The organism is Terrabacter sp. GCM10028922, from assembly GCF_042666095.1.
In the GTDB taxonomy this organism is placed as follows: domain Bacteria; phylum Actinomycetota; class Actinomycetes; order Actinomycetales; family Dermatophilaceae; genus Terrabacter.
The window spans coordinates 66266-81639 of record NZ_JBHTFG010000014.1; the positions used below are offsets into that span (position 1 = coordinate 66266).

The window sequence follows — 15374 nt, forward strand, 5'->3', positions numbered from 1 at the left end:
GGCGACTCCTCGACAACAAGCGGGGACCCCGAAAAATCCGAACCACCACACGCTAGGAGTCAGTCCAAGGCCTGTCCCGGCTTTCGCGAATGCCGAGGCCTCCACGACGAAAGTAGGGCGACAAGTCATGACATATTGCGAACGGCCTTGTCATACAGGCACATTCAGACGAGGCGTAACTCTGGGCGCGTAGGTCAGGCTCGGGCCCGCACGGCCCATGCCGAGGCCAAGATGTAGAACGGCGGCTCGGGCAGGAGCTCGCGGCACCGGTCTCGCAGGGCGACTCGGCCGGCCTCGTCGAGGTTCTGCACGTGTGCGCCCGCAGGGCCGACCCCGAGCGTGTACGGCTCCCACCACTCGTCGAAGGTCGCGTGCCGCACGGTGACCGTGAGGACGCCGTCCTCGATCTGGCTGAGCCCGGCCTCGTCGCAGAGGCGCGACAGCTCACCCTCGTGGACGCCGGGCAGCCCGGACTCGTCGTTCACGTCAGGGTCGAGGTCCCGTGCAGCCTGCCAGAAGGCCGTCAGGGGTCCGCCTCCGCCACCGAGGTCCCAGACGCACGCTGCCACCGTGCCACCGGGTCGGGTGACGCGTCCCATCTCGCGAAAGCCACCCACGGGGTCGGCCATGAAGTGGACGACGAGCTGGGCCAGGGCGTGGTCGAACAGGTCGTCTGGGTAGGGCAGCTGCTCCGCTACTCCGGCCTGTACGTCGAGCGTCGGGAACGACTGCCGCAGAGCGGCCAGGAACGGCTGCGACGGGTCGACAGCAGACACACCGTCGACCCCGAGGCGCTCGACGAGCTCGCGGGTCAGCGCGCCCGTGCCGCAGCCCACGTCGAGCGCCCGACCGGGTGGGGTGACCCCGGCCCAGTCGGCGAACCGTGTAGCGAGCGGTCCCGAGTAGCGCCCCATGAAACGGTTGTACGCATCTGCCGCAACCTCGAAGGTCACCTGCCGACGCTACCGCCGTCAGCCGGCCGACCGCCCCGGAATGCAGATGTTCCGCGCCCCTGCGGCACACGGCGATCTGCGGGCTCATCCGCGGACCGTAGCCGCAGCAGGGAGGCGCCGCACCTGAGCTCGTTCACCCGTGGAGAGTCCGGCGACGAGTGCGACGGCCGCGATGAGCAGGCCCGCCCCGCCGAGCGCGGCCCGGACGCCGACGTGGTCGATGACGAGACCGCCCGTGAGCATGCCCAACGAGACCATGACGTCGACGAGGATCGACTGACCGGCGAGCGCGGCCCGACGGGCCGGGCCCCTCGTCTGCACGACCAGCAGCTGGGTCATGGCTCGGATCCCGATGACCGTGACGCCGCCGGCGGCCGCCGACCAGATCGCGACGGGCACGGGCGTGGTCCACAGCGCCATCGCGCTGAACGTGAGACCTTGGCCGACCCACGAGAGCGTGGCCACCCGCAGCGGCCGTGACGCGGGTGGGCGCGCGCCCACGACGAGAGTCATCGCCAGCGACCCGAGGCCGTATGCCGTGAGGGCCGTCGCGTAGAGCGTCCCCGCCTGCCCGGTCCGTTCGCCCTGCACGGCGAGGCCGAGCGCGAAGGTAAACCACAGCAGGCAGCTCGTTCCCCGCATGACCCAACCGCGGAGGATGTCCGGGTGAGGCCGCACCGAGGCGAGGATGCCCGGCGCGTGCTGGGCCGCGGGCTTCAGCGGGTCGGACGCCGACGTGCTCCCGCTGTGGACCACGGATGCTGTGGCTGATGCCGTCGCTGCCGTCGGCGACAGGACGACGCGGCGCACGACCAGGGCCGACACGACGAGCGACGCCCCCTCGACCCACAGCAGGACGTGCGTCAAGCCGAGGTGCACCCCGACGCCGGCCAGGCCCGGCCCGACGACCATCGCCGCTCGACGCAGCGCGTCGTCCCAGGTGATGACACGGGTGGCCATGCCCTCGCCGATGCGGTCGCCGAGGTCACCGAGCAGGGCGGTGCGGCCCGGCGACGCCAGGGCATCGGAGACCCCGACGGCAAGGCCGGCGACGGCGAGGACGACGAGGTGGAGAGCGCCGACGAGCATCGCGGTCGGGACGACGAGGACCGCGGCGGCCTGCCACAGCGAGACGAGCGCCAGTCCACGACCGTCCGAAAGGCGTTGCCTCAGCCGCCTGGCCCACCACGGCGACGTGATGACCGGCAGGCCGGCGAGCCCTCCGACGAGGCCGGCCGCTGCAGCCGAGTCGAACTGGCTCAGGACGACGAGCGGGAGGGCCAGCTGGGTGAAACGGAACGCGAGGTGCTCGATGGCGTTCGAGGTCAGGACGATGCGTATCGCGCGGCTCGGTGTCACGACATCCAGCCTCGGGCTACTCCCGTTCGGGCGGTAGACGGCGCAACCTCGGCGGTGCTCATAAGATCGTCTTATGGATGCATTGCACCAGGTGCCCGACGTCGAGGACCTCAAGCTCGTGCTCACCCTCCACCGCACGCAGTCACTCGGCTCGGCGGCGCGAGAGCTACTCGTGAGCCAGCCGGCCGCCTCGCAGCGACTGGCCCGGCTCGAGAGACGCTGCGGCACAGTGCTGTTCACCCGCAGCCCCTTGGGCACGACCGCGACGCCGGCTGGTCTCGAGATGGTTCGTCAGGCCGAGCACATCCTCGACCACCTCGGTGGCGTCTATGCGGCCGTCCGGGCGTCGGCTTCGGCGCGAACGCTTCGAGTTGGCACGTTCGCCGGCATCTCCGGCTACGTGTTCCCGGCCCTCGACGAGCTCGTCGGTGACGACGTGCGGCTCTCGACCGTGGTGTACCACGGCAACGAGATGATCGAGCTCGTCGCCGAGGGGTCGATGGATGCGGCCCTCATCGGCATCGCCGAACAGGTGCAGCTGCCTCCGCACGTCGTCGCGCACCGACTCGGCACCGACGAGCTCGTCGCCTTCGTCGCGGCGGGCGTCGACCCACCGCGACGGGGACCGCGCCCGTTCCTCGACCGGGTCGTCACGTACGCGCCGTACGACAACTCCGGACCCGTCATCGCCGAGCGCATCGCAGCCCTCGGGGGAACGGCTCGCCACGCGGCGACGGCGCCGGTCGCGCTCGAGATCTCGCGACGCAGGGAGGGGATCGCCATCGTCCCGTCGAGCGCCGCGCGGATGTCGGGTCGACCCGGCGACCGCGTCGTGACCTCACGCGTCGACCTTCCCGTGCGACTCTCCGTCATCGCCCGCGGCGAGCTCGACCCGGTCCTGGCCGCGGCCCTGCCGGCGCTGGCCCGGGCCCTCGGCCTCCGCCGCCGCTCCACCCCCACCTGACCCCCGCCCCCCTCCCACGAGTCGAGTGGGCACTTTCACCCGCCCCCGCCCCAAGAGTCGAGTGGGCACTTTCACCCGCGCGGCATGCTCGAGCTCCTCGACCCGCCGACCCGTGTGCGCCCGGCTTCACGACCCCAGCAGGATCAGCGGTGTGCGCGGCTCAGTCGTCGAGCTCCTGCACGACCCGCCCTCCGAGGACCTTCTCGATGACGGCACGACCGACGTCGCCGGACTGCTCGATGTCCTCGTCGTCGTGGCTCACGGCCGAGTCGTCGGTGACCGGCGGGGGTGGCTGGTCTTCGTCGCCGGTCCGGGACGCGGAGGACCGCGACCGCGCCTCGGCGAAGGACTGACGGACGGCACTGGCGCCGCGCAGCGCCGAGGCCGTGGGTGGCGGGGCGCTGTCGTCCCCCCTGCCCGAACCGCTGCCCAGCGGGGAGCCGGCCCCTGATGCGCCCTGGGGATCACTCGCCGGCGGCGCGGCCGCGGAGGCGGACCCGGTGCCGGAGTCCGGGCCGGTGGCCCAGTCGGGGGCCGGGCCAGTGGCCGAGCCCCACCCGGCATTGTCCTCGAGCGACCGACCGGACACCGGGCTCAGCCCCGCGTCGGCGAGGGCCGAAACGCCGCGCAACGACGGAGCCGCTGCGGCTTGGGACACTCCACGGGACCCGTGCCCGGCACCGGACCCGCCGGCCGACGAGGAGTCGTCAGCGCCACCGCCCGTCGCGCGGGCGGACCCATGACCTGCGCCGGCATCACCCCACGAGGGGCGGTCGGGCCCACCGGCTGCGAAGGACCCCGAAGCCTCCGATCGGGCTTCAGCGGTGCCGCCACCGGGTGCTCCCCCCGAACCGCCCGGGCCACCCCCGCCACCGACGTCGCCCGGACCGTCCGGCGGACCCTGCGGTACGGCGCCCGGCGGCGGCGCGACGGGCGCCTGCTGCGACACGGCGTCGACGTGGACGCCGTCGACGACCGCGTCGACGCCGAGCTCGTCGATGAGGGCCTGGCGCACGATGTCGGCGTGGTTGCCGGCCCGGAAGGTCTGCGTGAGACCCGCGGTCGCGATGCCGAGGGTCAGCGTCTTGCCGTCGAACGCCGTGACCTGGGCGTTCTGCGAGACGAAGGTCCACGTGATGCGGCGCATCGTGAAGATGCGGCCGAGGACGTTGGGCCATGCGCGGCGGATCGCATCGGTGTCCATGCCGCCCGCCGGCGCAGCAGCCGGAGCGGAGCTGGCGGTCTCCGGTGCGCGACCCACGTGGCTCGCACCCGCCTCGGCCGAGCCGGCGCCAGCCCCTGCACCCCCGGCACGCTCGTCGGTCGAGGCGCCCGAGAGGTGGTGGTCGGCCCTGTGCGAGGCCTCAGCCACCGACGGCCCACCTACTGACTCGTCGGGCGCCATGACCGGCGGAGCCCCGACCTCGGCACGCACCGCGTCGACCCTGCCCTCGTCGCCCGGGCCCGTCTGGCGGCCGACGGCCTGCTGGAGGCCCGATCGGCCACCGCCGCCCATGCCGCCGGCCGAGTGCGACGCACCGGACGCCGCCCCACTCGCCGGGGGCGTGTAGTCGGAGACCGTTCGCGGTGGCGCCGCGACGCCGGAGGCCGGCGGACCTGTCGGCGGTGACACCTGAGCCGAGGGCGCCCGCGGGGACGAGCTGAGCGGTGCACCGCCGCCCGAGGCGCTCGGGACGCCGCCCACGTCGAGGCGACGCTCCAAGCGGTCGAGGCGAGCGGCATACCCCTGCTCCCCCGACGCCGCCGGGAGGAGGATGCGGGCGCAGATCAGCTCCAGCTGCAGTCGCGGCGCGGTGGCGCCCGTCATCTCGGTGAGGCCGGTGTTGACGATGTCGGCGGCGCGCGACAGGGCGCCGGGACCGAACGCCGCCTGCTGCACGCGCATGCGCTCGAGCTGGTCCTCGGGGACGCCGCGCAGCACTTGGGAGACGCCCTCGGGGATGGCCGCCACGATGATGAGGTCACGCAGCCGCTCGAGGAGGTCCTCGATGAAGCGACGCGGGTCGTGGCCCGACTCGATGACCTTGTCGATCTGCCGGAACGTCGCCGCGCCGTCGCCCGCCGCCAGCGCGTCGACGGTGCTGTCGAGCAGCTCGCCGTCGGTGAAGCCGAGCAGCGAGACCGCCCCGTCGTAGGTCAGGCCCTCGGGGCCCGAGCCGGCGATGAGCTGGTCGAGGACGGAGAGCGAGTCACGCACCGACCCCCCACCCGCGCGCGTGACGAAGCTGAGCACCCCAGGCTGCACCGCCACCGACTCGGCCTCGAGCAGCCGCTCCATGTAGGCGCTCAGCTTGGCCGGCGGCACGAGTCGGAACGGATAGTGGTGCGTGCGTGAGCGGATCGTGCCGATGACCTTCTCGGGCTCGGTCGTCGCGAAGACGAACTTCACGTGCTCCGGCGGCTCCTCGACGATCTTGAGGAGCGCGTTGAAGCCCTGCGGCGTCACCATGTGCGCCTCGTCGATGATGTAGATCTTGAAGCGGCTCTGCGCCGGGCCGTAGCTGGCCCGCTCGCGCAGGTCGCGGGCGTCGTCGACACCACCGTGGCTGGCCGCGTCGATCTCGATGACGTCGACCGAGCCGGAGCCGCCGCGTGCGAGCGCCACGCACGAGTCGCACGTGCCGCACGGGATCGGCGTCGGGCCCTGCTCGCAGTTCAGGCAGCGCGCGAGGATGCGGGCGCTCGTCGTCTTGCCGCAGCCGCGGGGGCCGCTGAAGAGGTAGGCGTGGTTGACGCGCCCCGTGCGCAGCGCCTGCATGAGCGGCTCCGTCACGTGCTCCTGGCCGATGACGTCGGCGAAGCTCTCGGGCCGGTAGCGGCGGTACAGGGCGGTGGCCATGCCGGAAACACTAACCGTCCGGACCGACGCCCGACTCCGCGGTGAACAGCTCCTTACGGATCGCCCACATCCATCGCTTCCGGCGGGCGGCTGTCAGGGGCCCCACCTACTGTCTTAGGCACGCCGGTCCGGGCGCATCCCGCGCTGTCAGCGGCCGTGAGGAGGAGGTCACGATGCCCGACCCCAGCTGGGACGCCGACACCTTGGTGGCCCGCTACGACGAGGTCCGAGCCCACACCGAGTCGCTCGCCGCGCCGTTGTCACCCGAGGACCAGACGGTCCAGTCCATGCCGGACGTCTCTCCCACGAAGTGGCACCGAGCGCACGTGACGTGGTTCTTCGAGACGTTCGTGCTGGCCGACAACGAGCCGTCGTTCCGGCCGTACCAGGACCAGTACTGGTTCCTCTTCAACAGCTACTACGAGGGCGTCGGGCCCCGCTACGCACGCGCCGAGCGCGGCCACATCACGCGCCCGGGCGCCCACGACGTCGGCCTCTACCGCGACGACGTCGACGCGCGCATGCGCGACCTCGTGACGACCCTCGACGGCGGCGCGCTGGAGAAGCTGACCTCGACCATCGAGCTCGGCTTCCACCACGAGCAGCAGCACCAGGAGCTGCTCCTCATGGACATCAAGCACGTCCTGTCGGTCAACCCGCTCAACCCGGCGTATGCCGGCACGCCCCTCGCGTCGTCCGAGCCCGACGCGTTGGGCTGGGTCGACGTCGAGGGCGGGCTCGTCGAGGTCGGTCACCGGGGCGACGGCTTCAGCTTCGACAACGAGCTGCCCCTGCACCAGCAGTGGCTCGAGCCCTACCGTCTCGCCGACCGGCTCGTGACCAACGGCGAGTGGCTCGAGTTCATGGCCGACCGCGGCTACGACCGGCACGAGCTCTGGCTCTCCGACGGCTGGGGGCGAGTGCGAGCCGAGGGCTGGCGCGCTCCGTTCTACTGGACCGAGGTCGACGGCGTCTGGTTCGAGCACACGCTGAGCGGCACGCGTCCGGTCGACCCGGGACTCCCGGTGAGCCACGTCAGCCACTACGAGGCCGACGCCTACGCCACCTGGGCCGGCAAGCGGCTGCCGACCGAGGCCGAGTGGGAGCACGCGGTCGTCGCCGACGGCCAGGCTGACGCGACGGCATCCGGCGGCAACCTCTCCGACCTGCAGACCTTCCACCCCCGCGCGGCCGGGCCGAGCACCGGGCACCTGCGCCAGGTCTACGGAGACTGCTGGGAGTGGACGTCGTCGGCGTACCTCGCATATCCCGGCTACCACCCGCCGGCCGGCGCCATCGGTGAGTACAACGGCAAGTTCATGTCGGGCCAGATGGTGCTCCGTGGTGGCTGCGCACTGACCCCGCCCGGTCACGCGAGGGCGACGTACCGCAACTTCTTCCCGCCGGGATCGCGCTGGGCCCTGTCGGGTGTGCGCCTCGCCGACGGAGGGGCCCGCTGATGGCGGCACGCGAGCCGGTCGTCACCGTCGCGCTCGACCCCGACTGGGCCTCGGGCGCACTCGTCGAGGACGTACGCCGCGGGCTGGGCTCCCAGCCCCGCACCCTGCCGCCGAAGTGGCTCTACGACGACGTCGGCTCCGAGCTCTTCGATGCGATCACCCGGCTGCCGGAGTACTACCCGACGGAGTGCGAGCGGGCCATCCTGCGTGACCACGCCGACGACATCGTCGCGGCGTGTGACGCGACGACGGTCGTCGAGCTCGGCAGCGGCACGAGCGACAAGACCCGCACGCTGCTCGACGCCTTCACGGCGACCGGACGCCTGCGGCGGTTCGTCCCTGTCGACGTGTCCGATGCGACGCTCCGGCAGGCCGCGGCCGAGCTCTCGGCGCGCTACCCGTCGATCACGGTCGAGGCCCTTGTCGGCGACTTCACTCTCCACCTCGGGCACCTGCCGCGCGGCGACCGGCGTCTCGTCGCCTTCCTCGGCGGCACCATCGGCAACTTCTACCTGGAGGAGCGGGCGGCGTTCCTCGGTGCCCTCGCCGACAGCCTCGAGCCGGGCGACTGGTTCCTCCTCGGCACCGACCTCGTCAAGAGCAGCGACCGGCTCATCGCGGCCTACGACGACAGTCGCGGTGTCACGGCCGCCTTCGTCACCAACTGCCTCCACGTGCTCAACCGCGAGCTCGACGCCGACTTCGACGTCGAGGCGTTCTCCTACGTCCCGTTCTGGGATCCGCGGATGGAGCGGATGGACCTGCGGCTGCGCGCCGACATGCCGCAGCGGGTGCGCGTCCCGGGGGCCGGGATCGAGTTCGACCTGGCGCACGGTGAGGAGATCCGGGTCGAGATCTCGACGAAGTTCCGACCGGAGCGCATCCGCGACGAGCTCGCCGCCGCCGGCTTCTCGGTCGAGCGCACGTGGACGGACGAGGGCGGTGACTTCGCCGTCACCCTGGCCCGTCTCGCGGGCTGACCGACACGTGGCGTCCCGCCCCCGGTTCGATGTATCTGCGCGTCACCGGTGGCGCGCAGATACATCGACTTTCGGCGTTTGGCACACTGGGCAGCGATTACGACACGACGTAGGAGATGACCGGATGACGCCTCGCACCCTTTACCGCCGCATCGCCCTAGCGGAGGTGGTCACGTGGGCGCTGCTGCTGCTCGGGATGGTCCTCAAGTACGTCACACGCACCACCGAGCTCGGCGTCAAGGCCTTCGGTCTGCTGCACGGCGTCGTGTTCATCGCCTTCTGCCTCGTGACCGTCCTGCTCTGGGTCATCCAGCGGTGGACGGTGCGTGAGGGACTGCTCGGTCTGCTCAGTGCCGTGCCGCCGTTCCTCACGGTCTGGTGGGAGCGCCGGCTCGAGCGCCGCGGCCGCCTCGACGCCGGCTGGCGCCTTGGGCGCGATGGTGACATGCCCGCCAACCCTGCCGAACGCGTTGTCGCCGCCCTTCTGGCCCGCCCCGCCGTGGCGGTCGGCATCGGGGTCGTCGCGGTACTCGCCCTGACCGGCGTCGCCCTCCTCGTCGGTCCACCCGCCAGCAACCCGGGCTGAGCATGTCTCTCCGAGTCGGGACTCGGTGCAAAGTGCCCACTCGACTCTGAGGGTGGCGGTCGGGAGTCGGTGCAAAGTGCCCACTCGACTCAGCGGGGGGCGGTGGGGTCGGTGCAAAGTGCCCACTCGACTCAGCGGGGGGGCGGTCGGGACTCGGTGCAAAGTGCCCACTCGACTCAGCGGGGGGCGGTCGGGACTCGGTGCAAAGTGCCCACTCGACTCAGCGGGGGGCGGTCGGGGTCGGTGCAAAGTGCCCACTCGACTCAGCGGGGGGGCGGTCGGGACTCGGTGCAAAGTGCCCACTCGACTCAGCGGGGGGCGTGGTCGAGTGGGCAGTTTGCACCCGTGGGAGGGTGTCCTGGACGGCGTGACGACGGGAGAGAGCTGATGGGATCGGTCGCGGTGCTGACGGGCGAGGTCCGGGCCGACGCCGTCGGCAAGTCCATCGACACGACCACGCTGCTCCTGCCCACCGACGTGCAGGCCGACCCCGGCGAGTGCGTCGTGCTGCGAGGCCCGAACGGCTCCGGCAAGACGACGCTGCTGCGCATCATCGGCGGGCTCCTGCCGCCCTCGACGGGCACGGCGACCATCGGCGGACGTGAGGCGGACGAGCGCGACCGGGCCGTACGCGCCGCCGTCGCAGGCCTGCTCGGTGCGCCGACCACCTACCGCGACCTCACGCTCATCGACCACCTCGTCCTCATCGACTCGACGTGGGGCGGCGACCCGAGCACCTCGGACGAGCGCGGCACGGCTCTGCTCGCCTCACTGGGGATGGACCACCTCGACGACCGCTTCCCGCACGAGCTGTCGTCCGGTCAGGAGCAGCTGTTCCGGCTCGCCCTCACGTTCGCGCGGCCGTCGACGGTGCTGCTGCTCGACGAGCCCGAGCAACGCCTCGACACGACCAAGCGTCAAGTCGTGGCCGGCCTCATCCGCGAGCGCACCGAGGCCGGCGCGACCGTCGTCATGGCCTGCCACGACCCGGACCTCACCGAGGCTCTCGCCACGCGTGTCGTCGACGTCATCCCGGCCCGCTGAGCGACGCCATGGCTGACGAGGCGACCGGCACGCGCTCCGACGGGTCCGGCGACGGGCCTGCCGACGGGCCTCCCGACGGGCCTGTCCTCGAGGTCGACGACGACGCCTGGCTCGGGCAGGCGGACTGGGTCATCGGCGGCGAGGCGTCCGCCAAGGCGCGCGCGCAGGGTCGCTACGCGGCATACCTGCTCCTCCTCTTCTCACTCGTCTACGGGTTCCCGTTCGTCCAGGCGGTGTTCCGCACGTCCGACCGCGTGTGGCTGCGCGACCAGGTGACCTCGCCGGCTGCGCTCGCCATCGTCGTGGCGGCGGTCGGGGCCCTCATGGGAGCAGCCTTCTGGGCTGGGCGAACTCGCGGCCCGGTCGTGCCGCCGCTGCCGTGGATCGACCTCGTGCTGTCGGCGCCGGTCGATCGCGCCCTGGCCCTGCGCCGGTGGTGGCGGTTCGCGGTCGCGGGTGGGCTGCTCGTCGGCGGCCTCCTGGGTCTCGTGCTCGGCGGGGGCCTCGCCTACTCCGAGGTGACGGGCGTCGTGGCGATCCCCGTCGTCACGGTGGCGGGCCTCCTCGCCGGCCTCGTCACGACGCGACTGTGGCTGTGGGGACAGGCGCGCACCTGGCCGGGGCCCGATCGCGGCCCCGGACTGCTGTGGCGCATCGACGACGCGCTGCGCGAGCTGCACGTGGAGTCGATGCGGGCGCACTCGGCCAACACGTCGACGCTCGCCGGCTCTGCCATGACGGGCAACCTGCGCACCGCACGGCTCGCCCTCGCACCACCGGTGCGGCACGCCCGCTCGGTACGCCTGCGTCCGGGCCGCCCCATCCCTGTCATCGTGCGACGTGACGTCCTCGGGATGCGGCGCCAGCCGGCGCTGCTCGCCGATGGGCTCGGGCTCGTCGCGCTCGGGACGGCCGTGCTCCTCTGGGGCGTCACGCAGGCGGCGGCGCCGGGGTTCGCGGTCACGCTCGCGCTGCTGCCCCTCTACCTCGGCTACGGCGCGCTCGCGGAGGGGCTGCGCCTGCAGGCCGACAACATCGGCACCCCGTCGCTCATCGGGGTGGACGCGCTGCCTGAGGCCGCTGCCCACCTCGTCGTCCCGACCCTGCTCACGGGTGGCGCGCTCGGCGGCGGGCTCGCCCTCGCGTCGCTCTGGAGCCCGGTGACCGCGGACTCGGTCGTCGCCGTCACCGTCGTGCTGGCGCTGCTGTGCGGCGGTCACCTGCTTGCGGCGTTCCGCGGGGCGCCGGACGTGCGCTACGGCCCGCAGGCCATGATCGCGTGGTACCTCCGGCCCAGCATCATCGTCGTCGTGCTGGGCTCGCTCGTGCCCTTCCTCACCAAGGCCGGCGTCCGGGCGGGCTGGATCGCGGCCGTGTGCTGGGTCGTCGCGGCTGTCCTCGTCTGGGGGTTCGCCCGGGTGCAGCGGCTCACGCACCTGCATCGCGCCTGACCGCAACCCGCTCGCGAGCAGGTGCACCCACTCGTTAGGTTCGTGGGCCATGAGCGAGCTGCGCACGCGTGACGTCGTCGAGTCGGACCTCCCCTCCATCCTCGCGATCCGCAACCGGTCCTTCGGCCCGCTCGGCGTCGGCGGCGAGGACTGGTGGAGGCGGGTCTCGGCAGAGACGCTCGGTGGCCGGATGCTCGCGGTCGTCGACGACGGCGGGGTCGTCCTGGGGGCCGGTCGCATCCGGCCGTACGAGCAGGCCTGGGGCGGACGTCATCTGCCCATGGGCGGTGTCGCCGGGGTCTACGTCGAGCCGAGCGCCCGTGGCGCCGGCGTCGCGACGACCCTGACGCGCGCACTCGTGGCGCGCATGGGCGAGCTCGGCGACGTGGTGTCGTGCCTCTTCCCGACGACGGCGACCCTCTACCGCCGCTCGGGCTACGAGATCGGCGGCACCCAGCCAAGGACCACGTATGCCGCCCACCTCCTCCGCGACCTCGGCGCCGCCGGTGCGGGGCGGGGAGGAGCCGACGGCGCAGAGCGCCTGCGTACCGCCCGGCCCGATGATGCGCAGCGACTGCACGACCTCGCGCGCGCGGCCCACGCCCGTCACACGGCGAGCGGACCGATGGTGCCCTCGGTGGCGGCGTTCCGCGGGATGCTCGAGCGCGACGAGCTCAACGCGTACGTCCTCGGCGACGGGTTCGTCGTCTACGGCCTGTCCGACGGCGCGGTCACGGTCGAGCACCTCGTCGCGACGACGCCCGAGTCGGCTGCGACCCTGTGGGGGCTCGTCGGTTCCGGGTCGTCGGCGGCCCCGACCGTGCACACCTACCTCGACCCGCGCGATCCGGTGACCCTTGCCCTCGGCGGGCTCGCCGCGACGGACGTGCAGCAGGTCCCCTGGATGGCCCGGGTCGTCGACCTCGTTGGGGCCGTGGCCGGCCGCGGCTTCGCCCCCCACACGTCGGTCGAGGCGTCGCTCGTCGTCGACGACTCCGACATGCCCGCCAACTCGGGGCGCTGGACCCTCACCCTCGCCGGAGGCCGCGGCACCGCGACCCGGATCGACGACGCCCCCACACCCCGAGACGGTCGCGGCACCGAGGTCGGTGGCCCACCCACCTCGACCGGCCGGGGCGAGCCGCTGCGCGTCGACGCACGCGGGCTGTCGGCCCTCTGGTGCGGCTGGTCCGTCTCGCGGCTGCGCCAGGCAGGGCTCGCGACCGGTGGCGACCCCGGCCGTGACGCCGACGGTGACGCCGCCCTCGACGCCGTGTTCGCGTCGACCCCCTACATCAACGAGTACTTCTGAGCCTTCGGCTCGCGGTGGTTTCAGGCGGACGTGCGGGTGGCCACGCGCTGGGGCTCGCGCACCGACGGAAGCGCGAGCAGCGCGATGACGGCCATCGCTCCGACGACGAGCAGCGAGCGCAGCACGCCGACGTGGTCGCCGAGGAAGCCGAGCAGCGGCGGACCGGCGAGGAAGGCGGTGTAGCCGATCGTCGAGACGACGCTCATGCGGGCGGGGGCCCGCGCCGGGTCGTCGGCGGCGGCGCTCATACCGACGGGGAAGCCGAGGCTGGCGCCGACGCCCCAGACGGCCGCCCCGACGAAGGCGAGCACCGGGCCGCCGAAGACGACGAGGAGGCAGCCGACGACGGCCGAGACGAAGAGGATGCGGAGGACCGGGATGCGGCCGCGCTCGTCGAGCAGGCGCGTGCCGAGCAGCCGGCCGGCGGTCATCGCGGTGAGGAAGACGGCGAACCCGACGACGCCGACCCAGCGCTCGAGGCCGTAGCCGTCGGAGAGCGCAACGGCGACCCAGTCGTTGGCGGTGCCCTCCGTGAACGCCGCCGCGAGCACGACGACGCCGATGAGCAGGGTGCGCGGCTCACGCCAGGCGGACGCGATGCCCGCCTTCTGCTTGACCTCGCTGCCGTCCTCGTCGAGCTCGACCGCGCGCGGCAGGAAGGCCTTGAAGAACCACGGCGTGACGGCGAGCAGCATCACGACGACACCGACGAGGTGGACCGCGATCGACACGTGCATCGCGGACAGCCCGGCGCCGATGAGGGCGCTGATGACGGTGCCTCCGCTGAAGGCGGCGTGGAAGCGCGGCATGATCGCTCGCCCGAGGAAGCGTTCGACGGAGGCGCCCTCGAGGTTCATCCCGACGTCGAAGACCCCGACTCCCATGCCGACGAGGAAGAGCCCGGCCATCACGACCGGACGGTTGTGCAGGCCGGTCACGCCGACCCCGACGGCGACGAGGCCGACGCTCTGCACGAGGGCCGCGCCGAGGAGGGTCCGTGCGGCGCCGAGGTGGTGGACGATCCAGCCGGAGATCGGCAGGCCGAGCACCGAGCCGACGGAGGCCGCGAGCAGCGTGACGCCGAGCTCACCCGCGGTGAGTGCCAGCTCGTGCTTGAGGTCGGGCACGCGCGACGCGAACGCCGCGAAGGCAGCACCGTTGATCGCGAAGGCCGTGAAGACGGCGGTGCGAGCCGTGCTGACGACGGCGGCCGGCGGGGCGCTGGCGGCGGCGGGCATGTGTGAAGCCTCTCAGGAATCGGCCGTGCTCTGCTTCGAATCGATTCGACTCGAATCGTTTCGATAGCATGCCTCCCATGGTTGCCCGAGGTCAAGCCCGAGCCACGCTCCGCGATGTCGCCGAGCGCGCGGGGGTGTCACTCTCGACCGCCTCGCTCGTCTTCAGCGGCAAGGGGCCCGTCGCCGAGGCGACCGGTGAGCGCGTGCGAGCCGCCGCGGCCGAGCTCGGGTTCACCGGCCCGAACCCGCTCGCCTCGTCGCTGCGTCAGGGCCGGGCAGGTGCTGTCGGGGTCCTCGTGGAGGGCCGGCTCCGCATGGCGTTCCGTGACCCCTTCGCGGTCGCCGTCCTCGACGGACTCGCCGAGGAGCTCGAACGCGTGCCGACGGGGATGCTCCTGCTCGGCCAGCCCACCGACGACGTGGAGTCCGTCGTGCCGCAGCTCGCGGGGCTCGCGCTCGACGCCGTCGTCTTCTCGCTGTGCGGCCCCGGCGACCACCCGGCGGTCGACCACCTCGCCGCTCGCGGGATCCCGATGTTCAGCACCGGCGTCCCGAGCGACCGGCGCGTGACCCAGGTCCGCATCGACGAACGGGGCTCCATCGCCGAGATCTCGCGCTACCTGCGCGACCTCGGCCACCGGAAGGTCGCGCAGGTAGCCATGCCGCTCGGGTCGATGGGCGAGCCCGGGCCGGTCCGCGACGACCTCGTGACCGACGCCAACGTGCACATCCCCTCGGTCGGCCGCGTGCTCGGCTTCCGCGACGTCTTCGGCGCCGACGCGCCCGTCATCCAGACCGGCGACGGCTCGTCCGTCGAGGGCGGCATCATCGCGGGCCGGGCCCTGCTCGACGTCCCGGGACCGGAGCGGCCGACGGCGATCGTCGCCCAGTCCGACGTCATCGCGGCCGGGGTCGTCATCGCCGCCGAGGAGCTCGGCCTCCGCATCCCCGACGACCTCAGCGTCACCGGCTTCGACGGTGTCGACCTGCCGTGGCTGCCGCACCGCCTCACCACGATGGACCAGCAGGGCCGCGAGCGCGGCCGGATCGTCGGCCGGCTCGTGCGTCGCCGGCTGGACGGCACCCGCCCCCGCAACGTCACCGCACGCGTCACGCTGCGCGAGGGCACGACGACCGCTCGACCGCGCTGACCGGCACACTGCGATC

The 15374-nt window shown here is 72.8% G+C and carries 12 protein-coding genes; 8 read left to right on the forward strand and 4 right to left on the reverse strand.

The features are described 5' to 3' along the window. Nucleotides 1–194 precede the first annotated feature (194 nt). Both ACFQU3_RS14045 and ACFQU3_RS14050 read right to left on the reverse strand, forming a co-directional pair. Nucleotides 195–953 (reverse strand): class I SAM-dependent methyltransferase, encoded by a 759-nt coding sequence (locus tag ACFQU3_RS14045; protein WP_385910765.1) that lies wholly within the window; start codon nt 951–953, stop codon nt 195–197. An 84-nt stretch (nt 954–1037) separates the two neighbouring features. Beyond that, nucleotides 1038–2312: a hypothetical protein gene (locus ACFQU3_RS14050; RefSeq protein ID WP_385910767.1), complete on the reverse strand. Its 1275-nt coding sequence runs from the start codon at nt 2310–2312 to the stop codon at nt 1038–1040. Between the two features lie 73 nt (nt 2313–2385). Here ACFQU3_RS14050 and ACFQU3_RS14055 point away from each other — a divergent pair, with 73 nt between their 5' ends. Next, the gene (locus ACFQU3_RS14055; protein ID WP_385910769.1) at nt 2386–3276 is read left to right on the forward strand and encodes a LysR family transcriptional regulator; all 891 of its coding nucleotides are present in this window, start codon (nt 2386–2388) and stop codon (nt 3274–3276) included. Between the two features lie 160 nt (nt 3277–3436). On the opposite strand, the gene ACFQU3_RS14060 is transcribed toward ACFQU3_RS14055, so the two are convergent. Continuing rightward, a complete protein-coding gene (locus ACFQU3_RS14060; protein WP_385910771.1) occupies nt 3437–6136 on the reverse strand; it encodes a DNA polymerase III subunit gamma and tau in 2700 nt (899 codons plus the stop codon). Nucleotides 6137–6309: 173 nt separating this feature from the next. Here ACFQU3_RS14060 and egtB point away from each other — a divergent pair, with 173 nt between their 5' ends. From egtB to eis, 6 genes are all read left to right on the forward strand, one after another. Then, complete coding sequence (gene egtB, locus ACFQU3_RS14065) at nt 6310–7596, forward strand: ergothioneine biosynthesis protein EgtB (RefSeq protein ID WP_385910773.1); 1287 nt, start codon at nt 6310–6312, stop codon at nt 7594–7596. Further along, nucleotides 7596–8576, forward strand: coding sequence for an L-histidine N(alpha)-methyltransferase (gene egtD / locus ACFQU3_RS14070; protein ID WP_385910775.1), 981 nt, complete (start codon nt 7596–7598; stop codon nt 8574–8576). Before egtB ends, egtD begins: the two co-directional genes overlap by 1 nt. Nucleotides 8577–8700: 124 nt before the next feature. Further along, a complete protein-coding gene (locus ACFQU3_RS14075; protein WP_385910777.1) occupies nt 8701–9162 on the forward strand; it encodes a DUF3817 domain-containing protein in 462 nt (153 codons plus the stop codon). A gap of 387 nt (nt 9163–9549) precedes the next feature. Beyond that, nucleotides 9550–10206 carry an ATP-binding cassette domain-containing protein gene (locus ACFQU3_RS14080; protein WP_385910779.1) on the forward strand — a complete coding sequence of 219 codons (657 nt, stop codon included), beginning with the start codon at nt 9550–9552 and terminating at the stop codon, nt 10204–10206. Between the two features lie 8 nt (nt 10207–10214). Continuing rightward, nucleotides 10215–11657, forward strand: coding sequence for a hypothetical protein (locus ACFQU3_RS14085; protein WP_385910781.1), 1443 nt, complete (start codon nt 10215–10217; stop codon nt 11655–11657). Between the two features lie 49 nt (nt 11658–11706). After that, a complete protein-coding gene (gene eis, locus ACFQU3_RS14090) occupies nt 11707–12969 on the forward strand; it encodes an enhanced intracellular survival protein Eis (protein WP_385910783.1) in 1263 nt (420 codons plus the stop codon). Between the two features lie 20 nt (nt 12970–12989). Here the strand turns inward: eis and ACFQU3_RS14095 are convergent, their stop codons facing one another. Then, nucleotides 12990–14207 (reverse strand): MFS transporter, encoded by a 1218-nt coding sequence (locus ACFQU3_RS14095; RefSeq protein WP_385910785.1) that lies wholly within the window; start codon nt 14205–14207, stop codon nt 12990–12992. 77 nt (nt 14208–14284) lie between these two features. On the opposite strand from ACFQU3_RS14095, the gene ACFQU3_RS14100 reads away from it, so the two are divergent. Further along, on the forward strand, nt 14285–15358 hold the full coding sequence (locus ACFQU3_RS14100) for a LacI family DNA-binding transcriptional regulator (protein WP_385910787.1): 1074 nt from the start codon (nt 14285–14287) through the stop codon (nt 15356–15358). Nucleotides 15359–15374 lie beyond the last annotated feature (16 nt).